This is a genomic window from Devosia sp. Z6_126, assembly GCF_058133495.1.
In genome coordinates this window covers 65819-84996 of the sequence record NZ_JBYUNO010000002.1, presented here as the reverse complement: position 1 = coordinate 84996, position 19178 = coordinate 65819, and the positions used below count along the sequence as shown (strand labels likewise).

The following is a 19178-nucleotide window of genomic DNA, read 5'->3' as shown; positions in this document are numbered from 1 at the left end:
GGCTCGGCGATTGTCGATCTTTGCGGGCTCCGGAGATCTGGTGCCCCATGTCGTGCAGGCCGCACTTGAAGTCGGATACAAGGTGCAGCTGCTGGCGCTGACGCCGCGGCCGGATCTGGCCAAGATCAAGATGGTCGAGGCCAAGCTCGACAATCCCCTTGGCATCATCTGGTCGCTCAAGGTATTTCGTACGACCCATATCGCCTTTGCCGGCGGGCTTCACTTGCCCGACAAGGCACGGGAAGGCCTGATCCGCTTTGCCAATGGCAATGGTGCGCCCTCGCCAAGTGGTGAGGCGGGGCCGGTCGGCGACGCCGAACTGGCGGCGATTGGATCCGTACTCAAGAAGATGACAGGTGCCGATTTGATCGGTGTGCATGAACTGGCCCCCGACCTGTTGGCCCCGGAAGGCAGTATTGCCGGGCCAGGGATTGCAGATGAGGCCGTTCTGGCCGCAAGTTACACGCTGGGCGTCGCACGCGCGATCGGCGGCCTCGATATCGGGCAAGCGGCCGTGGCCTCGGGGCGTCGGGTTATTGCGGTAGAGGATATCGGCGGCACCGATGCGCTTATCGCTCGAATTGGCGAACTGCGGCGCACTGGGCTGGCGGGGGACGGCAGCACGCCCATGGTGCTGGCCAAGGCGATGAAGCCGCAGCAGCCGGCCTTTGCCGATCTGCCGGCAATCGGGCCCGATACGGTGACCAATTGTGCAGCGGCGGGCATCTCGGTGATTGCCGTGGAAGCGGGCCGCAGTCTTGTGCTGCAGCGGGCGGCGCTTGTCCAGGCGGCGGCGCGCCACGGGGTCAGCGTTATCGGCATCAAGCTGGCCGATGCGTAAGCCGCTCAAGCTCTTCATGCTGGCCGGCGAGCCTTCGGGAGACCGCATCGCCGCCGATTTGGTGCGGCGCTTGCAGGCGCGGGGGCCGCTCGACCTCAGTGGCGTCGGGGGCGACGAACTGACAGCGCTTGGGTTGCGCTCGATGTTTCCGATGAGCGATCTGGCGGTGATGGGCATTACGGATGTGCTCAAGCGGCTGCCGCTGCTGCTGTGGCGGGTGGAGCAGACAGCGCGGGCAATTCGAGCTGCGGCGCCTGATGTGACTGTGCTGGTGGACGCGCAGGACTTTTCGGCTCTTGTGGCGCGGCGGCTGCGCGCAATGGGGTATGGCAAACCGCTGATCCTTTATGTTGCCCCCTCGGTCTGGGCCCGCGCGCCGCATCGCGCCGCCAAGCTCAAGCCCTTGTTCGATGAAGTGCTGGCGGTTCTGCCCTTCGAGCCCGAAGTGATGGCGCGGCTCGGTGGCCCACCTACCGCTTATGTGGGGCACCCCGCACTGGCCGAAGGTCGGCCGGTTAGCGCTCCTGCGGAGCGCGGCGAACTTATCCTGCTGCCCGGTAGCCGCGAGGGTGAACTGCGCCGGCACTTGCCCTTGTTCAAAACGGCAGTGGAGCAATTATCGCAGCATCCGGCGGTGACGGGGATAACAATTCCTACGCTGGCTACGCTCAAGCCGCGCCTCGTTAATGAAGTCGCCGACTGGCCGGTGCCGGTAACGGTGACGAGCGACCGGGCGGAGCGGGTGGAGCTTTATGGCCGCTCGGTGCTGGCGCTGTCGGTGGCGGGTACGGCGACGCTGGAGCTGGCGCTCTCGAACGTGAAAATGGTCGTTACCTATGTGATGGACAAGCATCAGTCGCGGGTGTTCGGCAAGCTGGGCCGACCAATGATCTCGCTGCCCAATATCATCCTTGGGCGTGCGGTGCTCGACGAGCTGGTGATGACCGAACCATCACCCCAAATGCTGGTAAATCACGCCACAGCGCTGCTCGACAGCAAAGAAGCCCGCCAGGCCCAGCAAGTGGCTTTCGGCGAGCTTCGCAAGCTGATGACCGAGGGCGTCCCCGGCATAGCGCGCCAGGATCCAGCTGACCGGATCCTGGCTCATCTCAGCGCCAGTTAGCGGCCTTCGATCGAGACATAGTCCCGCATAGGGGCGCCATCATAGAGCTGGCGTGGACGGCCGATCTTTTTCTGCGGGTCGCCGATCATTTCCTTCCACTGCGCAATCCAGCCGACGGTGCGAGCCACGGCAAAGAGCACGGTGAACATGGAGGTGGGGAACCCGATCGCGTCGAGGATCACGCCCGAATAGAAGTCCACATTGGGGTAGAGCTTGCGATCGACGAAATAGGGGTCCTCAAGCGCAATGCGCTCCAGCTCCTGGGCGACCTGCAGGGTCGGGTTGTTCTCGACGCCGAGGATGGCAAGCACGCGCTTGGCAGTTTCCTGCATCACGGTCGCGCGCGGATCGAAGTTCTTGTAGACGCGGTGGCCAAAGCCCATCAAGCGGAACGGATCGCTCTTGTCCTTGGCGCGGGCGATGTATTCCGGGATGCGGTCGACCGTGCCGATTTCGCGCAGCATGTTGAGCGCCGCTTCATTGGCGCCGCCGTGAGCGGGGCCCCAAAGGCAAGCAACGCCGGCAGCGATACAGGCGAATGGATTGGCGTCGGACGAACCCGACAGGCGCACTGTCGAGGTCGAGGCGTTCTGCTCGTGGTCGGCATGGAGCGTGAAGATCAGGTCCATGGCGCGGGCGATCTCGGGATCGACATTGTATTCCTCGGCCGGCACGGAGAAGCACATATGCAGGAAGTTGGACGCGTAATCGAGATCGTTGCGCGGATAAACGAAGGGTTGGCCGACCGAATACTTGTAGGCCATGGCCGCAATGGTCGGCATCTTGGCAATCATGCGGATCGAGGCGATCTCGCGCTGCTGCGGATCATTGATGTCGGTCGAGTCGTGATAGAACGCCGCCATGGCGCCAACGACGCCGGTCATGATCGCCATCGGGTGGGCATCGCGGCGGAAGCCGCGATAGAAATAGTGCATCTGCTCATGCACCATGGTGTGGCGGGTCACCAGCGTTTCGAAGTCCGCCAATTCGGTCTTGCTCGGCAGTTCGCCGTAGAGCAGGAGGTAGCAGACCTCGAGATAGTTGCTGCCTTCGGCAAGCTGGTCGATCGGGTAGCCGCGATAGAGCAACTGGCCCTTGTCGCCATCGATATAGGTGATGGCGCTGTCACAGGCGGCCGTGGAGGTGAAGCCGGGATCGTAGGTGAACATGCCCGTCTTGGAATACAGCGACCGGATATCGATCACATCGGGGCCGACGGTTCCTGACAGTACCGGGAACTCGAAAGTCTGGTCCCCGATAGTGAGCTTGGCGACTGGATCGGTCATTTAACTCTCCTCGATGGCCCGCGGCCTGGAGTGCAGAAAACACCGCAGAGGGGGCCGGCTATTGCCTGTTCAGTTGTAGTGTGGGGTAGCAGTTCGCCCCGGTCGCCGCAACTAAGGGTAAGCAGTACTTACCCGATTGGTTTGTTATCTTAGAGCAGCCTGGTCGCCCAGCCGCGCCATGGTTTCTTCGCGCCCGATCAGCACCATCACCTCGAAGATTCCCGGGGAAACTGTGCGGCCAGTGAGCGCTGCGCGCAAGGGCTGCGCGAGCTTGCCGAGCTTGAGCCCCTTTGTTTCAGCCAGAGCACGCATGGCGGCGTCGATCGCCGGCACCGACCAGTCATCGAGACTTTCGAGCGTGCTCGCCATATCGGCGAGCACCGCACGTGAGTCGGGGGTGAGCAGCGCCGAAGCTGCAGCGTCGATGGCGAGCGGCCGGGTGGCATAGATGAACTGCGCCAGGTCGATCAGCTCAAGGACCGTCTTGGCGCGCGGCTGCAGTTCGGGCAGTGCGGCGAGCACCGTGTCCTTGTTAGCGGTGAGGCCCTCAAGGTCGACGGTGCGACCAACTTCCTTGGCCGTGGCGATCATGACATCATAAAGATAGTCGGGCGCGGCCTCGCGAATATAGTGGCCGTTGATGTTTTCGAGCTTGACGAAGTCAAAGCGCGCGGCGCCCTTGTTGAGCCCTTCAAGGCTGAACCACTCGATCATCTGCTCGGTCGAGAAGATCTCGTCGTCCTCATGGCTCCAGCCGAGGCGAGCGAGATAGTTGCGCAAAGCTTCGGGTAGGTAGCCCAGTTGCCGATAGGCGTCGACGCCGAGGGCGCCATGGCGCTTGCTGAGCTTGGCCCCATCCGGGCCGTGGATCAGCGGGATGTGGGCCATCTCCGGCACGGTCCAGCCCATCGCATTGTAGATGATGATCTGGCGGGCGGCATTGGTGAGGTGATCGTCGCCACGGATGATGTGGGTGACGCCCATGTCGTGATCGTCCACCACCACGGCATGCATATAGGTCGGGGTACCATCCGAGCGCAGGATGATGAAATCATCGAGGTTCTCGGTCTTGAACACGACCTTGCCCTGCACATGGTCATTGACCACGATGTCGCCCGAGAGCGGCGCCTTGATGCGCACTACGGGGGCAATGCCTTCAGGGGCTTCGCTCGGGTCCCGGTCGCGCCAATAGCCGTTATAGCGCGGCGGCTTGCCGGCAGCGCGGGCTTCCTCGCGCATCTGGTCAAGTTCGGCGGGGGAGCAATAGCACTTATAGGCATGGCCCTTGGCGATCAGCTCATGAGCGATCTCGGCGTGGCGGCCAGCACGCTCGAACTGGGAAATGGCTTCGCCATCCCAGTGCAGCCCAAGCCAGGACAGCCCATCCTTGATCGCCTCGACAGCGGCCTGGGTGGAGCGTTCGCGGTCGGTGTCCTCGATGCGCAGCAGCATGGTGCCGCCGTGCTTGCGGGCAAAGGCCCAGTTGAACAGCGCCGTGCGCGCACCGCCGATATGGAGGAAGCCCGTGGGGGAAGGCGCGAAGCGGGTAACGACTTTAGACATGAATACCGGAACGGTTGGACGAGGTTTGGTAGCGTGTGTAGCATAGGGTAGCACGAGCGCAAGTAGAGGGGACGCCGCGGTGCAGGGCACGGGGGCGCTGGAGCAGACGCGGGAGCTTGCGCCGGTGCCGGTGCAGGCTGGCCCGATCCTTCCCTCGCCCAAGCTATTGCCCGCCGTCGTAGCAACCAAACGTCTATTATTTGTCCGCGCCCTGGAGGCGGCCCTGGCGGGTCGACGGGTGTTTGTGCTCCTGCCTTTTGCTGCCATTGCCGGGCTGGTCAGCTATGCGGGCCTGCCGTTTGAACCGGCGGGCTCGGCACTCGGGGCGGTCGGCGCGGCCGCTTGCCTAGGGGCGTGCCTGGCGCTGCGCAATCTGGCGGCCTTGCGGCTGGCGGTGTTGTTTGCGGCCTTCTGGGGCGGTTTTTGCCTTCTCCCGGTTCATGGCGCGCTGTGGGGAACGGGCATGCTGCCGTTCCCGCTTTACGGGCAATACGAGGCAGTCATCGACGAGATCCTTTCGGCGACGCAAGAGGATCGCCGCGTCGTGGTTTCAGCCTTGCGGCCGTTGGGAGAAGCGCCATCGGCGCCGATCAACAAGGCGCGATTGCTGATCCCGGCCGAGCCGCCGCTGCAACCGGGTGACACCGTTCGGGGGCAGTTGCGGTTGGCGCCAGTGCCGGGGCCAGTGCTGCCCGGCGCATTTGACGGGCAGTTTCACGCCTATTTTGCGGGGATCGGCGCCTATGGCAATGCAACTGGTGCGATTACGCGTGTCGCTGAGGCGACGGACTTCAATCTGGGCCGTTCGGTCGAGGATCTGCGACGTGCGATCGGCACCCGGCTGGACGAACAGATGGAAGGCGCCTCGGCCGCCATTGCCCGCGCTATGGTGGTGGGGGATCAGAGCGCCATTGACGACGAAACGCGTGACGTGATGGCAGCTTCGGGCCTTGCGCATATCTATTCGATTTCCGGGCTGCACCTGTCGATCGTCGCGGGCGGCGTGTTCTGGTTGGTGCGGCTGTTGCTGGCGAGCCTTCCCGGTTTGGCCGTGCGCTGGCCGGTCAAGAAGCTCGCGGCGGTGGCCGGAATTGCTGCGGCTTTCAGCTATTTGCTGCTGGCGGGGGGGCTGGCCAATGTGCCGGCACTCCGCTCGACTATCATGCTGGCCCTGATCTTTGGCGCGGTGCTGGCGGGGCGGCGGGCGTTGACCATGCGCAATGTTGCCATTGCGGCGCTGGTGGTGATCCTGCTCGATCCCGCCAGTGTGTTTCGGGCCAGTTTCCAGCTGTCCTTTGCAGCCGTGGTGGCGCTGATCGGCATTTATGAGTTGCCCCGAAGAACCCCCTCGGTGCACCGGGCGGGTATTGCCCGTCTCATCGTCTCGGTGGGGACCGCCGCCCTGACCAGCTTCATCGCCGGCACCGCCACCTTGCTGTTCTCGGCCTATCATTTCCAGCAGACCGCACCCCTGGGGGTGATCGGCAATGTGCTGGTGTTGCCAGTGGTCAGCCTCGTCATCATGCCCTTTGGCGTCCTCTCGGTATTGCTGATGCCGCTCGGGCTGGAAGCGCCGTTGGTTGCGGTGATGGGCTGGGGCATCGATCGCATGGTGGACGGCGCGGTCCTCGTGGCGGGTTGGAGCGAGGGGCTCACCGGCAATCCGCTGCTGACCTCAACCGCCTTGCTGCTGGGGTTAGCGGCGCTCGCCTGGTTTGCGTTCTTTCCCAGCCGGTGGCGCTTCCTTGCTCCGGTGGCGGCGATCCCATTAATCTTGCTGTTTGGTTTCGATCAGCGCCCCGATGTGCTGGTTGCCGATACGACCCAAGCCGTCGCGGTGCGCAGCGAGACCCGGCTGGGGCTGGTTACCGGCCGGGCAGGCAGCTTTGCCGTTGACGTCTGGGGTCAACATTACCAGGAAGAAATTGCGCCCGTCCTCGACGCGGCTCGCTGCGACAGCCTCGGTTGCGTGGTCGCGACGGAGCAATTTGGGGTGGCGGTGGTGCGTGATGTCGGCGCCTTCGCCGAAGATTGCGCCCGCCACGATCTGGTGGTGACGCGGTTGCGGGCGCCGATTGCATGCCGGGCGCAGGCCCAGGTGATTGACCGCGACGATCTCGCAAGGGGCGGCGTGCACTGGTTCAAATGGGAGGATGGAGAGCAGCGCTTTGTCGTGCGGACTGCCGTGCCCAACCTCACGCGCCCCTGGCGCGTGAGGTCACAATAAGGGGCAGGCTAGAGGACGATGCGCGCCTCCGGGATGCCGGGCACATCCACCTGGATCGAGAAGACCCCGCCGGCCACCTTTTCGGCAGCCAGCTGTTCAGCGCTTAGATTCTTGGCGGCGGTGGTGATGAAGAGGGTCTTGAGATCGGGGCCGCCGAAGGCAGGACAGGTGACCTGCGAGACCGGCACTTCGATGATCCGGTCGATCGAGCCATCCGGCGCATGCCGCACGACGCAGCCGCCGCCCCATTTCGCATTCCACAGATAGCCTTCGCTATCAACCACCGCGCCGTCGGGGAAGCCGCGGCCGTCCGAGACATCGGCGAAGAGCGACCATTCCCCGACCGGCATGCCGGTGGCCGGATCGGTCTGTACCCTGAGAATCTTTTTGGTGGGGGTATCGGTCCAGTAAGCGGTGCGCCCATCGGCCGTGAAGCAGGTGGCGTTGGGGATCGAGGCGTTGGAACGCAGCACGCTCAGTTGACCCGCGCGGTAATGATAGAGCTTGCCGCCCGGCGCTTCTTCCTCCTTGCGCATGGTTCCAATCCAGAAGGCGCCCGAGGGATGCACCCGACTGTCATTGCCGCGCGTCAGCGGATCGTCTGCTTCGAGCGGAATGATGAGGCCTTGCTCATCCGTCTGTAGATTGAAGCGCTTGAGCCCGGTTTCGGTGACCAGTGCCAGGTTGTCGGCATCGATGATGCCAGCCGCGGCGACGTTCTCGTCAAAGCTCCAGCTCACTTCGACATTGCCCCGAGCTGAGGTGGCGAAGAGCTTTTGATTGTTGATATCAAGGAAAAACAGCTGCTGGCGGTCCGGGTGCCAGAATGGGCCCTCGCCCAATGCGCATTTGCTGTCGATCAGCAGGCTCGCCGTTTGCGTCACGCTGTAGTCCTTCCATCATAAGCCAATACCGCCTCGGCGGCGCGCTGGCCGACTTCGGCGGGGGTGCTGCCGGGCTTGTATAAAAAGGTGCCCAGGCCAAAACCGCTGCAACCGGCGGCGAAATATTCGCCGAAGTTGTCCGGCTTGGCGCCGCCCACCGCGTAAAGCGGCAGCTCGGGCGGCAAGACCGCCTTCATCGCCTTGATGCCGCGCGGGCCCAGAACTTCAGCGGGGAAAAACTTGAGCCCGGTGGCGCCCGCCTTGATCGCCTTGAACGCATCACTGGGAGTGAACACGCCGGGATAGGAGCCCAGCTGAATGCGCACCGTTTCTTCTATAACCGACCGGTTGGTATCCGGGGATACAACAAAGGTGCCGCCGGCATCGGCGACGGCCCAAACCTGCTTTTTGTTCAGAACGGTGCCCGCACCCACCATCACGTCATCCCAGAGCGCCTCGGCCGCCAGCGCAATGCTGGTCAGGGCGTCGGGGGAGTTGAGGGGCACTTCGATCATGGTGATGCCGGCCGCAACAAGGGCGTGGCACACATCCAGCGTTTCGGGCGGGGTAATGCCGCGCAGAATCGCGATCAGGTGGCGGTGGGGCATGGGGTCTCCAATCAGACGATAAAGGCACGTGCAGCTTTAAGGCCGGCGAGCACCACTTCGGTTCCATCCACGGCTTCGCCTTGTGCCCCGATCATGCCGAGCACCTCGGCATAAAGGGCGCAGAGCGCGGGGGCGCCGATCAAGGGAACGGTTTGTTCGCCGATCAGCGCACGGCGGCTGCCAATTTCGGTGCCGATCAGGAGGCCCGAAAGATAGCCGGTGCACCAACCGGGCTGACGGCCGGACAGGAGCGAACTGGCGCGGACCGCAAAGAGCTCGCTGGTGAGCTGTTCGGGCCGCTCGAGGCCGACCTCTGCACCCGCGGCAAAGCCTTCGGCGCGCTCGGGCCCATTGCTGTCTTCAGTCAGCGAATAGCGCAGCACCGAATGATGGCGCAGCAGATCGAAGAGCTCGCCCGTCATTGCGGTGGAGAAATGCTCAATGCGGGTGCCATTCATGCTGACCCATTTGGAATGGGTGCCGGGCATGCATACCACGCCATGGGCATTGGGGCGCAGGGTCGCGAGGCCCAGTAGCTGGGTTTCCTCGCCGCGCATCACATTGTCGCCGCCGGCCTTCTGGCACACACCGGGCAGAATTGCCGGGGCCAGGTGATTGTTGGGCATGGGCGGGCGCACTGCGCCGTCAATCAGGCCGCGCAAATCGGTTGGCGCTTCCAAATAAGGCGCTTCGAACCAGCCCTGGCGCGCGCCGGCCATGCCGCAGATCAATACGTCGAGCGGGCCACCGTTGCTGCCGACTAGACCATCGAGCAAGGTTTCGAGCACGCCTGGATACTGGTCGCGCGTCAGCTTGCCCATGCCTTGGTCGGATTTGCGCGCAACGATCACCGTGCCGTCGGAACTCAGGCCCCAAGCCCGCAGGTTGGAGGTGCCCCAATCAACCCCGACCCAATCCACAAATTCACTCATGCTTGCCCCTCTTGCAGTTCGCCCCGCACTTTCGGGCAAACCTAGTCGCTGCGCTGGCCTGCGCCTAGCCGATTCGACGCCGCCCGGTTGTCCTGCGAGCGCAAGGGGCGACGAAATCCAACAGGATTGGCGTTCACTCCTGCAACTAACATGCTAGAACTGTAGCAAACAGCAGCCTGTATTCGCCTCGGCGGAACTATTGAGGAATAAGGTAATGACGGCAGACAACAGCTTCTCTTCCCCCAATGGGCAGGGCAGCGCGCCCAAGAAGCTGCGCTCGCGCGCCTGGTTCGACAATCCGGAGAACCCGGACATGACCGCGCTTTATCTTGAGCGCTACATGAATTTCGGCGTATCGCGCGAGGAATTGCAGGGCAACAAGCCCATCATCGGCATCGCCCAGACCGGCTCCGACCTCAGCCCCTGCAACCGCCACCATATCGTGCTGGCCGAGCGCGTGCGCGAAGGCATCCGGGAAGCCGGTGGCATTGCCATCGAATTTCCCGTGCATCCGATCCAGGAAACCGGCAAGCGCCCCACTGCGGGCCTGGACCGGAACCTGGCCTATCTCGGGCTGGTGGAAGTGCTTTATGGCTATCCGCTCGATGGCGTGGTGCTGACCATTGGCTGCGACAAGACCACCCCGGCCATGCTGATGGGTGCGGCCACGGTTAACATCCCGGCGATTGCGCTCTCGGTCGGGCCGATGCTCAATGGCTGGCACAAGGGTGAGCGCACCGGCTCGGGCACCATTGTGTGGAAGGCGCGCCAGATGATGGCGGCCGGCGAGATCGATTATGCGCAGTTCATTGAGCTGGTGGCGTCCTCGGCGCCGTCCACCGGCTTCTGCAACACGATGGGCACGGCGACCACGATGAACTCGCTGGCCGAGTCGCTGGGCATGCAGCTGCCGGGTTCGGCAGCGATCCCCGCGCCTTATCGCGATCGCCAGGAAATGGCCTATCGCACGGGCAAGCGCATCGTCGACATGGTGCATGAGGACCTCAAGCCCTCCGACATCATGACCAAGGACAATTTCATCAACACCATCGTGGTCAATTCCGCGATTGGCGGGTCGACCAACGCCCCGATCCACATCCAGGCGATCGCCAAGCATATCGGTGTCGAGCTCGACCTGCAGGACTTCCAGACCTATGGGCACAAGGTGCCGCTGCTGGTGAACCTGCAGCCGGCCGGCGAATATCTCGGCGAGGATTACTACCATGCGGGCGGCGTGCCGGCGGTGGTCAACGAGCTGATGAAGCAGGGGCTGATCCGCGAGAATGCACCCACCGTCAACGGCAAGAGCATCGGCGAGAACTGCCGCAACACGCCCATCCAGGACGAGAAGGTGATCCGCCCCTTCGAGCAGCCGCTCAAGGAAGAAGCGGGGTTCCTGGTGCTGCGAGGCAATCTCTTTGATAACGCGATCATGAAGACCAGCGTGATCTCGCCCGAGTTCCGCGAGCGCTACTTGGCCAATCCCGAGCATCCCGGCATGTTCGAGGGCAAGGCGGTGGTGTTCGATGGTCCCGAGGACTATCACCACCGGATCGATGATCCCTCGCTCGATATCGACGAGCACACGCTGCTGTTCATGCGCGGCGCGGGCCCGATCGGCTATCCGGGGGCGGCTGAAGTGGTCAATATGCGACCCCCTGCCTACCTCATCAAGAAGGGTGTCCACGCGCTGGCCTGTATCGGTGACGGGCGCCAATCCGGCACCTCGGGCTCGCCCTCGATCCTCAACGCCTCGCCTGAAGCGGCGGCGGGCGGCAACCTTGCCATCCTGCGCACGGGTGACCGGGTGCGTATCGACCTCAACAATGGCACCGCCGATATCCTGATCTCGGACGCCGAGATCGCGACGCGCCGGCAGGAACTGGCGGAAGCGGGCGGCTACAAGTACCCCGCGCACCAGACGCCCTGGCAGGAGATCCAGCGCGGGCTGGTGGACCAGCTCGGCAACGGCGCCGTGCTCAAGCCAGCAGTGGCTTACCAGCGCATTGCCCAGACCTATGGCGTGCCGCGCGACAACCACTAGGCTCAGCCGACAACGACTTCGAAATCCCCGCTTCGGCGGGGATTTTTTCTTTCCAAGGCACGGCAAAACTCCGGTCGGCGCGGGGCCTCCGGTTGAAAGCGGCGTTGGCGAGGCATTGCCTCAAAAAACGTTGCGCAAAACGGAAGCTCCGCCCCGCCAACAGCGACTGGGTGCCGATGCCCGCTCCCTCCTGCGGCGCATGCCAGATTCCGCGGATGTCGAACTAAACCCTGGCGGGCACCGCTGCCTGCGCCACATCAGGGTTCCGATGACCAGTGCAGCTGCCATCGCGATTCTTCACCCAAGACCACCGGACGATAGAGGCCCACGGCTCTTGCGGACACCGGCCGGATCGCGGCGACCCACGATCCCCCAGCCTCCACGCACCAACCACTCGTCATGATCTCGCTTGGATGCACGGATGAGGAGACTATGGGGGTGATCGGTGGGGGCGGGGATAAGTTATTGTCGGGAGGATGGACGACCGGCTCGTGGGTAACGGGGCCGGAGGCAAGCTGTTGTGAGCGGGGCTACATCGGCGCTCTTGCGCGGGAGGGGCCTGCACCCCCACCCCGGCCCTCCCCTCAAGGGGGAGCGGGAAGAGGGGCTCAAAGGCGCTGGTCTGGTACAGCCCGATGAGGACCTTAGGGCGGCAATCGAGTTCCGTTGAAGACGATAGTTTCTTGGCCGAGTTGGGCTTCAGGCGTGGCGAGCGATGTGGGCGAGGGCCCGCTGAAACATGGGGTGCCATTCGGGTCCGGGTTGGCACTCGAGTGGCCACCAGAAGAACTCGAACCAATGACCGCCATCATCATGGGTAAAGTAACGCCAGTGTTCGGGCACGGGAGCCGCGGCACTCACCACAACGAAGTGCCAAAGCTGTTGCTCTGCAATGGAATTGCTGGATGGCAGCGTGCGCAAAGCTTCTGCCTGGAGGCCTGACTCCTCTGCGAGTTCGCGCAGGGCACCGACTTCCATCGGCTCGGAGCCTTCCCGCGTTCCTTTCACCAGCTCCAACCCAGCCAAAGGATGCCTGAACGCCAAGCACTGGCGTTCTTGCCCCACCCCGCGCAGCAGGACGGGACAGAGTTTTTCGACCATCGGGATCAATATTTGCGCAGCAGGCCCACAAGGCGACCCTGGACCTTGACGCGATCGGGCGGGAAGATGCGGGTTTCGTAGGCGGGATTGGCCGCTTCGAGTGCGATGGTGTTGCCCTTGCGACGCAGCCGCTTGAGGGTGGCTTCCTCGTCATCCACCAGGGCGACGATGATCTCGCCGGTGCCGGCAACATCCTGGCGGCGGATCAGCACGGTGTCGCCATCGAAAATGCCGGCATCGATCATCGAATCGCCGCGCACTTCGAGCGCATAGTGCTCGCCAGGCCCAAGCATTTCGGGTGGCACCAAGATGGTGTGGGAATGGCTCTGGATCGCCTCGATGGGGGTACCGGCGGCGATCCGGCCCATGACCGGCACGGCCACGGGGCGCACATAATCATCGCTCCAGCCCGAGCGAGGCGGCGGAGCGGCAACGCGGCCCAGATTGCCTTCAATGACGCTGGGCTCGAAGCGCGCCTTGCGGCCGCCAAGTGCCGGGTTCATCGAATCGGGGAGTTTGAGCACTTCCAGCGCCCGTGCGCGATTGGGCAGGCGGCGGATGAAGCCGCGCTCCTCGAGCGCCGTGATCAGGCGGTGAATGCCCGACTTGGAGGCCAGATCCAACGCGTCCTTCATTTCGTCAAACGAAGGGGGAATGCCGCTTTCCTTCATCCGCTCATGGATGAACATCAGCAGTTCATGTTGCTTGCGCGTCAGCATCGGAGCCCTTCAATCGCAGAATCGGAACAAAGACTGAACGAGCATAGGTGTTCCAGTTATGTTCTGCAATAACGCTCAAGGGCGCAGGAGAAAATTCTTTGGCTCTGCTTAGAACCCGTCCAGCGGAACGGCCGCAGCAAGGGCGCCGGCGGGTTGCCCGGAATCGTATTCCGGCTGCACCAGCAGCATATCGGCACGGGCCAGCGAAGAGGTATGACCGCTATCGGTTTCGCTGATCGGGAGCAAGCCCGCACCTTGGCTTGAATGCACCAATTGGGCGCGCATGAAATGGCGCCGGGCGGTATTGGGCGGCGTGGGCGCGAGGAGCGGCAGGTGCCAGGGGGCGGGTTCGGCAACGCGCAGCCAGCGGCGCAGCGCCGGCTTGATGAAGACGGCGGCGGTCACCATGGCCGAAACCGGATTACCGGGCAGGCCAAACACCAGGGTCTTGCCGAGGGTGCCGAACATCAGCGGCTTGCCGGGGCGCATATTGATGCGCCAGAAATCGAGCTGCACGCCGAGACTCAGCAGGATTTCCTGAACGATGTCATGGTCGCCAACACTGGCGCCGCCGGTGGTGATGACGAAGTCGGGGGTTTCGGCAAAGATGGCGGCGAGGCGTTCGGAGAGGGCCGAGCGGTTGTCGGGAGCGATGCCGTAGTCGCGGATCTCGGCGGCGTAAGGCGCAAGGAGCGGTCGCAGCCCGAAGCTGTTGGAGGCAACGATCTGGCCCGGCCCGAGAGCGGTGCCGGGCAGCACCAGTTCGTCCCCGGTGGCGAGGAGCGCGATGCGCGGCTGCACGGCGACGGGCAAAGTCGGGCAATTGGCGGCGGCCGCGACGGCCAGTTGCATGGGGGTGAGGCGAGAGCCTCTCGGAATCAGCTCCTGTCCCTGTCGGAAGTCGTGGCCAAGCGGGCGAATGCTGCGCCCCACGGGAGGCTGGGCGGCAAAGCTGACGCGGTCGCCGGTGCGGGTCGCTTCCTCCTGCATGATCACGGCATCAGCGCCCGGGGGCACGGGCGCGCCGGTGAAGATGCGCACGCAGGTGCCCGGGGCGATATCCGCGCCAAAGCCGGCGCCGGCCTGGGCGGTGCCGACGACATCTAGGATCGCGCCCGGCACGATATCGGCCGCACGCACGGCATAGCCGTCCATGGCGCTGGCGGGGAAAGGCGGCTGGTCATGGCGGGCGAGCAGGGGCTCGGTCAGTACCCGGCCGGCGGCGGCCTCAAGCGGCACCGACTCGGTGCGGGCGGGCGGCACGCGGGCGAAAATGGCCGCGAGGGCGTCTTCAACCGGGAGCAGGCTCATGGCGCCCGCTGGAAATCGCCGGACTTGCCGCCCGATTTTTCGAGTAGGCAGATCGCGGAAATAACCATCTCGCGGTCGATGCCCTTGGCCATGTCGTAAAGCGTAAGCGCGGCGGTGGAAGCCGCCATGAGGGCTTCCATTTCCACCCCGGTCTGGCCGGTGGTTTCGGCAGTCGCAAGAATGGTGATGGCGCCGGGCTCGCGCGCCTCCATCTCGACGCTGACCTTGGTGAGCGGGATGGGGTGGCAAAGAGGGATGAGCTCGGCGGTCTTTTTGGCTGCCATGATGCCCGCGACGCGCGCGACGGCCAGGGCGTCGCCCTTCTTGAGGGCGCCACCCATGATGGCGGCAATGGTTTCGGGCCGACCGCTGATCACCGCCTGGGCGAGGGCGCGGCGGCGGGTGACTGCCTTGTCGCCGATATCAACGATCCGGGCCTCCCCGCGCTCGTTGAGATGGGTCAGCTGCGGCTCGCTCATGGATGGGCGGCCTGGGGCACACCCTGCAGGAGGGCGCGGGTGGCGGCGACCACATCGGCCTGGCGCATCAGCGATTCGCCGACAAGGAAGGTGCCGATGCCGGCTGTGCGGTCGAGATGCTGCAGGTGTTCGTGGCCGTTGATGCCGCTTTCGCTGACCAGCACCTTGCCCGCGGGCACGCCGCCAGCAAGGTTGACCGAGGTATCGAGCCGGGTTTCGAAGGTGCGCAGATTGCGGTTGTTGATGCCGATGAACTCGGCGTCGAGCGCCAGCGCCCGGTCGAGCTCGAGCTGGTCATGCACCTCGACCAGGGCATCCATGCCCCATTCGCGGGCGGAATCGAGCAGGTAGCGCGCGACGTCGTCACCGACAGCGGCGAGGATGATGAGGATGCAGTCGGCCCCCCAAGCGCGCGCTTCGGCGACCTGGTAGGTTTCGAACAGGAAATCCTTGCGCAGGACCGGCAAGGCGGTGGCGTCGCGCGCCTCGCGCAAGAACGCCGGCGAACCCTGGAACGAGGGCTGATCGGTGAGGACCGAAAGGCACGTCGCGCCGGCCTCTTCATAGGCGCGCGCGATCTCTGCCGGGTTGAAATCGGGCCGGATCAGGCCCTTGGAGGGGCTGGCTTTCTTGACCTCGGCGATCAAGGCGTATTCGCCGCGGGCGCGCTTGGCCTTGATGGCGGCGAGAAAGCCGCGTGGCGGGGGCTGGTCATGGGCGGCGGCAACCACTTCGTCCCAGGGGCGCAGGGCCTTGGCCGCGGCGATTTCCTCGCGCTTATAGGCTTCGATCTGCTTGAGAATATCGCTCATGGGGGTGTTCCATTGGAGATGGCGACGAGGCGCTCGAGGGTTTCCCGGGCCTTGCCGCTGTCGATCATTTCGGCGGCCATGGCGGCGCCGCTGCGCAGGTCACTCACCACATCGGCCACGATCAGCGAGGCGGCGGCATTGAGGAGAACGATGTCGCGATAGGCGCCGGGCGCGCCGTCAAAGAGCGCGTGGATGGCGAGGGCATTATATTCGGGCTCGCCACCCAAGAGGTCATTGGGATCGTGGCGCGACAGGCCCGCATCTTCAGGGGTGACTTCGAAGCTGTGAAGGTTGCCGTCAGCGATCTCAGCCACATAGGAGGGGCCAGTGACCGTAAGCTCGTCCAGCCCATCGCGACCATGCACCACCCAGGCCTTGATCGCCCGGTTGGCGAGAAGCGCGGCGGCGACCGGCTCCACCCATTCGGGGGAATAAACGCCCAGCATATAGCGGCGCACGCCCGCGGGGTTGGACTGGGGGCCGAGCAGGTTGAACATGGTGCGCACGCCCATTTCGGCGCGCGACGGACCGACATGGCGCATGGCTGGGTGATGGGAGGGCGCGAACATGAAGCCGATCCCGGCCTCGTTGATGCAGCGCGAGATTTCGGCGGGGGTGAGGTCGAGCTTGACGCCTAGGGCTTCCAAGGCCTGGGAGGAGCCCGATTTGGAAGACAAGGCGCGGTTGCCGTGCTTGGCGACGGGAACGCCGGCGGCGGCAACAACGATGGCGCTGGCTGTCGAAATGTTGAGCGTGCCAACGCCATCACCGCCGGTGCCGACAATGTCGATGGCGTGTTCGGGGGCGTCGACCGTCACCATCTGCTCGCGCAGGATCGACACGGCGGCGGCGATCTCACCCACCGACTCGCCCTTGAGGCGCATGCCCATGAGGAAAGCGCCGAGCTGGGAGGGGGTCGCTTCACCGGCCATGATGGTGCGCATCACCGAGCGCATTTCCTCGCCGGTGAGATTGCGGCGGTCAGCAATCTTGGCCAGTGCCTGCTTGATGTCCATCAGGCGGCCTTTCCGTTGAAGTCGCGAGCGAGGTTGAGGAAGTTCTGCAACAGCGCGTGCCCGTTCTCCGACGCAATGCTTTCCGGGTGAAACTGGACGCCATGTACCGGCAGGCTCTCGTGCTGCATGCCCATGATCAGACCATCATCGGTGGTGGCGGTGACCTTGAGGGTAGCGGGCAGGGTGGTCGGTTCAACCACCAGCGAGTGGTAGCGCGTGGCTTCAAAGCGCGAGTTGAGACCGCGGAACAGGCCTTCGCCCGTGTGGTTGATGGCGCTGGTCTTGCCATGCACCAGTTCGGGCGCACGCACGACGTCGCCGCCCATGGCCTGCCCGATGGCCTGATGACCAAGGCATACGCCCAGAATGGGGATCTGCGCCTTGAAGCGGTCGATCACCGCCAGGCACACGCCGGCTTCGTTGGGGGTGCAGGGCCCGGGAGACAGCACGATGGCCTGGGGGGCCATGGTTTCGATCTCGTCGGGGGTGATCTTGTCGTTGCGCACCACGGTGAGTTCGGCGCCAAGTTCGCCCAGATAGTGGACGAGGTTGTAGGTGAAGCTGTCGTAATTATCGATAACGAGCGTGCGGGTCATGGGTCTGCTCCAGCGCAGCTATGGGGAATGGAGGTTCAGAGATCAGAACCAGCCCCGCCATCGATAAGTGTTCGACCTCAGTGTGAGGTCCACGCTGGTCTTGCTGCCGCTCATTGCCCGATCCTCGCCTCGCCGGCGTAGCGTAGCGCTTCCTCGGCAGCGCTGAAAAGGGCGCGTGCCTTGTTTTCGCATTCCAGTTGTTCGAGGGCCGGCTGGCTATCGGCAACAATGCCGGCGCCGGACTGCACATAAAGTTTGCCGTCCTTGAGCAGCGCGGTGCGCAAGACGATACAGGTGTCCATGGTGCCATCGGCGCCGAAATAGCCCACACAGCCGCCATAGATGCCGCGACGCGACTTTTCGAGCTCGTCGATGATCTCCATGGCGCGCACCTTGGGGGCACCCGAGACCGTGCCGGCCGGAAAGCCGGCGGCGAGCGCATCGACAAAGTCGTATTGCGGATCGAGCACGCCAACCACATTGGAGACGATGTGCATGACGTGGCTGTAGTATTCCAGAAAGAACTTGTCGGTGACCCGCACAGTGCCGGTCTTGGCGACGCGGCCCACATCGTTGCGCCCGAGATCGAGCAGCATCAGGTGCTCGGAACGTTCCTTGGGGTCGGCCAGTAGTTCGGCCGCCAGTTCCTGGTCGCGGGTCGGCGTCGAGCCGCGCTTGCGGGTGCCGGCGATGGGCCGGATGGTGACCTCGCCTTCGCGAACACGCACGAGGATCTCGGGGCTGGAGCCCGCCACGGCGAAATCCCCGAAATCAAGGAAATACATATAGGGGCTGGGATTGGTGCGACGCAGCGCCCGATACAAGGCGGTCGGCGGCAGGGTGAACTCGGCCTCGAAACGCTGGCTGAGCACGACCTGGAAGATATCGCCGGCGGCGATGTAGTCCTGCGCCCGGGCGACCATGGCGAAATACTCGTCGCGCGTGGTGTTGCTCTGGACGGCGATGTGCTGCAGGTCGGGTACGGCCGGGGTCGTTGGCAGCGCCCGCCCAAGGCGGGCGATAGCGTCATCGATCCGAGCCGTCGCGGCTTCATGGGCCTGGCGGGCAGTCACCCCCTGGCGGACGTAAACGGGCGCGGTGAGATAGAGCTCGTCCTTGACCGTATCGAACACCGCCAGCAGCGAGGGTCGCATCAGCATGGCTTCAGGCAGCTGCAGATCGTCCGGGTTGCTGTCGGGCAGCACTTCCATATAGCGGACCATCTCATAGCCCAGAAAGCCATAAATGCCGGCCGATTGGGGCGGCAGGCCTTCGGGCACCGAGATCTGGGAGTCGGCCACGAGGTGCCGCAGGGCGTCCAGCGGCTGGTCGGGCAGGGGCTCGAAGGCTGTGGCATCGAGCTGGGCCTGCCGGTTGATCGAGGCGGTGCCTTGTTCAACCTTGAGGATCACATCGGGCAGCAGGCCGACGATGGAGTACCGGCCACGGGTCGAACCATCCTGCACCGATTCCAGCAGGAACGTGTTGCGGCGATCCTGAGCCAGCTTGAGATAGGTGCCGATCGGCGTTTCGAGATCGGCCACGATGCGGCGCCAGACGATCTGGGACTCACCCCCGTCATAGCGATCTGCAAACTGCTGGGTGAAGTCGCTGGCCACCATCGTGTTTCCCGAAA

17 protein-coding genes are annotated in these 19178 nt (G+C 64.2%); 4 read left to right on the top strand and 13 right to left on the bottom strand.

The features are described from left to right. Positions 1–10: 10 nt before the first annotated feature. Both lpxI and AC3YOG_RS07205 read left to right on the top strand, forming a co-directional pair. Complete coding sequence (gene lpxI, locus AC3YOG_RS07210; RefSeq protein WP_489934633.1) at positions 11–841, top strand: UDP-2,3-diacylglucosamine diphosphatase LpxI domain-containing protein; 831 nt, start codon at positions 11–13, stop codon at positions 839–841. After that, positions 834–1964 carry a lipid-A-disaccharide synthase gene (locus AC3YOG_RS07205; protein ID WP_489934632.1) on the top strand — a complete coding sequence of 377 codons (1131 nt, stop codon included), beginning with the start codon at positions 834–836 and terminating at the stop codon, positions 1962–1964. The genes lpxI and AC3YOG_RS07205 overlap by 8 nt, the downstream gene beginning before the upstream one ends. Here the strand turns inward: AC3YOG_RS07205 and gltA are convergent. Next, positions 1961–3250, bottom strand: coding sequence for a citrate synthase (gene gltA, locus AC3YOG_RS07200; RefSeq protein WP_489934631.1), 1290 nt, complete (start codon positions 3248–3250; stop codon positions 1961–1963). The genes AC3YOG_RS07205 and gltA overlap by 4 nt on opposite strands. Before the next feature lie 144 nt (positions 3251–3394). After that, a complete protein-coding gene (gene gltX / locus AC3YOG_RS07195; protein ID WP_489934630.1) occupies positions 3395–4813 on the bottom strand; it encodes a glutamate--tRNA ligase in 1419 nt (472 codons plus the stop codon). A 79-nt stretch (positions 4814–4892) separates the two neighbouring features. Between gltX and AC3YOG_RS07190 the strand changes: the two genes are divergently transcribed. After that, the gene (locus AC3YOG_RS07190; protein ID WP_489934629.1) at positions 4893–7040 is read left to right on the top strand and encodes a ComEC/Rec2 family competence protein; all 2148 of its coding nucleotides are present in this window, start codon (positions 4893–4895) and stop codon (positions 7038–7040) included. An 8-nt stretch (positions 7041–7048) separates the two neighbouring features. Here the strand turns inward: AC3YOG_RS07190 and AC3YOG_RS07185 are convergent, their stop codons facing one another. Genes AC3YOG_RS07185 through AC3YOG_RS07175 form a run of 3 tightly spaced genes read right to left on the bottom strand, consistent with a single transcriptional unit; the run spans position 7049 to position 9464 of the window. Beyond that, on the bottom strand, positions 7049–7924 hold the full coding sequence (locus AC3YOG_RS07185) for an SMP-30/gluconolactonase/LRE family protein (RefSeq protein WP_489934628.1): 876 nt from the start codon (positions 7922–7924) through the stop codon (positions 7049–7051). Continuing rightward, on the bottom strand, positions 7921–8532 hold the full coding sequence (locus tag AC3YOG_RS07180; RefSeq protein ID WP_489934627.1) for a 2-dehydro-3-deoxy-6-phosphogalactonate aldolase: 612 nt from the start codon (positions 8530–8532) through the stop codon (positions 7921–7923). The genes AC3YOG_RS07185 and AC3YOG_RS07180 overlap by 4 nt, the downstream gene beginning before the upstream one ends. A gap of 11 nt (positions 8533–8543) precedes the next feature. Continuing rightward, on the bottom strand, positions 8544–9464 hold the full coding sequence (locus AC3YOG_RS07175) for a 2-dehydro-3-deoxygalactonokinase (protein ID WP_489934626.1): 921 nt from the start codon (positions 9462–9464) through the stop codon (positions 8544–8546). Between the two features lie 214 nt (positions 9465–9678). Here AC3YOG_RS07175 and AC3YOG_RS07170 point away from each other — a divergent pair, with 214 nt between their 5' ends. Continuing rightward, a complete protein-coding gene (locus AC3YOG_RS07170; RefSeq protein WP_489934625.1) occupies positions 9679–11508 on the top strand; it encodes an IlvD/Edd family dehydratase in 1830 nt (609 codons plus the stop codon). Positions 11509–12207: 699 nt separating this feature from the next. On the opposite strand, the gene AC3YOG_RS07165 is transcribed toward AC3YOG_RS07170, so the two are convergent. The 8 genes from AC3YOG_RS07165 to trpE form a co-directional block, all read right to left on the bottom strand. Beyond that, positions 12208–12609, bottom strand: a complete 402-nt coding sequence (locus AC3YOG_RS07165; RefSeq protein WP_489934624.1) for an NUDIX domain-containing protein — start codon at positions 12607–12609, stop codon at positions 12208–12210. 5 nt (positions 12610–12614) lie between these two features. Beyond that, on the bottom strand, positions 12615–13328 hold the full coding sequence (lexA, locus tag AC3YOG_RS07160) for a transcriptional repressor LexA (RefSeq protein WP_489934623.1): 714 nt from the start codon (positions 13326–13328) through the stop codon (positions 12615–12617). 108 nt (positions 13329–13436) lie between these two features. Further along, positions 13437–14639: a molybdopterin molybdotransferase MoeA gene (locus AC3YOG_RS07155; protein WP_489934622.1), complete on the bottom strand. Its 1203-nt coding sequence runs from the start codon at positions 14637–14639 to the stop codon at positions 13437–13439. Then, complete coding sequence (moaC, locus tag AC3YOG_RS07150) at positions 14636–15118, bottom strand: cyclic pyranopterin monophosphate synthase MoaC (protein WP_127753081.1); 483 nt, start codon at positions 15116–15118, stop codon at positions 14636–14638. The genes AC3YOG_RS07155 and moaC overlap by 4 nt, the downstream gene beginning before the upstream one ends. Continuing rightward, positions 15115–15930, bottom strand: a complete 816-nt coding sequence (gene trpC, locus AC3YOG_RS07145; protein WP_489934621.1) for an indole-3-glycerol phosphate synthase TrpC — start codon at positions 15928–15930, stop codon at positions 15115–15117. Before trpC ends, moaC begins: the two co-directional genes overlap by 4 nt. Continuing rightward, positions 15927–16949 carry an anthranilate phosphoribosyltransferase gene (gene trpD, locus AC3YOG_RS07140; protein WP_489890190.1) on the bottom strand — a complete coding sequence of 341 codons (1023 nt, stop codon included), beginning with the start codon at positions 16947–16949 and terminating at the stop codon, positions 15927–15929. Before trpD ends, trpC begins: the two co-directional genes overlap by 4 nt. Beyond that, entirely contained in the window at positions 16946–17542 is a 597-nt protein-coding gene (locus AC3YOG_RS07135) for an anthranilate synthase component II (RefSeq protein ID WP_489934620.1), read from the bottom strand. The genes trpD and AC3YOG_RS07135 overlap by 4 nt, the downstream gene beginning before the upstream one ends. A gap of 110 nt (positions 17543–17652) precedes the next feature. Then, a complete protein-coding gene (gene trpE, locus AC3YOG_RS07130) occupies positions 17653–19164 on the bottom strand; it encodes an anthranilate synthase component I (protein ID WP_489934619.1) in 1512 nt (503 codons plus the stop codon). Positions 19165–19178: the final 14 nt, after the last annotated feature.

Excerpts from the sequence above, each read along its gene's own strand:
- AC3YOG_RS07205 (WP_489934632.1), top strand. The coding sequence starts at position 834 with ATGCGTAAGCCGCTCAAGCTCTTCATGCTGGCCGGCGAGCCTTCGGGA.
- gltA (WP_489934631.1), bottom strand. The coding sequence starts at position 3,250 with ATGACCGATCCAGTCGCCAAGCTCACTATCGGGGACCAGACTTTCGAG.
- gltX (WP_489934630.1), bottom strand. The coding sequence starts at position 4,813 with ATGTCTAAAGTCGTTACCCGCTTCGCGCCTTCCCCCACGGGCTTCCTC.
- AC3YOG_RS07180 (WP_489934627.1), bottom strand. The coding sequence starts at position 8,532 with ATGCCCCACCGCCACCTGATCGCGATTCTGCGCGGCATTACCCCGCCC.
- AC3YOG_RS07175 (WP_489934626.1), bottom strand. The coding sequence starts at position 9,464 with ATGAGTGAATTTGTGGATTGGGTCGGGGTTGATTGGGGCACCTCCAAC.
- AC3YOG_RS07170 (WP_489934625.1), top strand. The coding sequence starts at position 9,679 with ATGACGGCAGACAACAGCTTCTCTTCCCCCAATGGGCAGGGCAGCGCG.
- AC3YOG_RS07165 (WP_489934624.1), bottom strand. The coding sequence starts at position 12,609 with ATGGTCGAAAAACTCTGTCCCGTCCTGCTGCGCGGGGTGGGGCAAGAA.
- lexA (WP_489934623.1), bottom strand. The coding sequence starts at position 13,328 with ATGCTGACGCGCAAGCAACATGAACTGCTGATGTTCATCCATGAGCGG.
- AC3YOG_RS07155 (WP_489934622.1), bottom strand. The coding sequence starts at position 14,639 with ATGAGCCTGCTCCCGGTTGAAGACGCCCTCGCGGCCATTTTCGCCCGC.
- moaC (WP_127753081.1), bottom strand. The coding sequence starts at position 15,118 with ATGAGCGAGCCGCAGCTGACCCATCTCAACGAGCGCGGGGAGGCCCGG.
- trpC (WP_489934621.1), bottom strand. The coding sequence starts at position 15,930 with ATGAGCGATATTCTCAAGCAGATCGAAGCCTATAAGCGCGAGGAAATC.
- AC3YOG_RS07135 (WP_489934620.1), bottom strand. The coding sequence starts at position 17,542 with ATGACCCGCACGCTCGTTATCGATAATTACGACAGCTTCACCTACAAC.
- trpE (WP_489934619.1), bottom strand. The coding sequence starts at position 19,164 with ATGGTGGCCAGCGACTTCACCCAGCAGTTTGCAGATCGCTATGACGGG.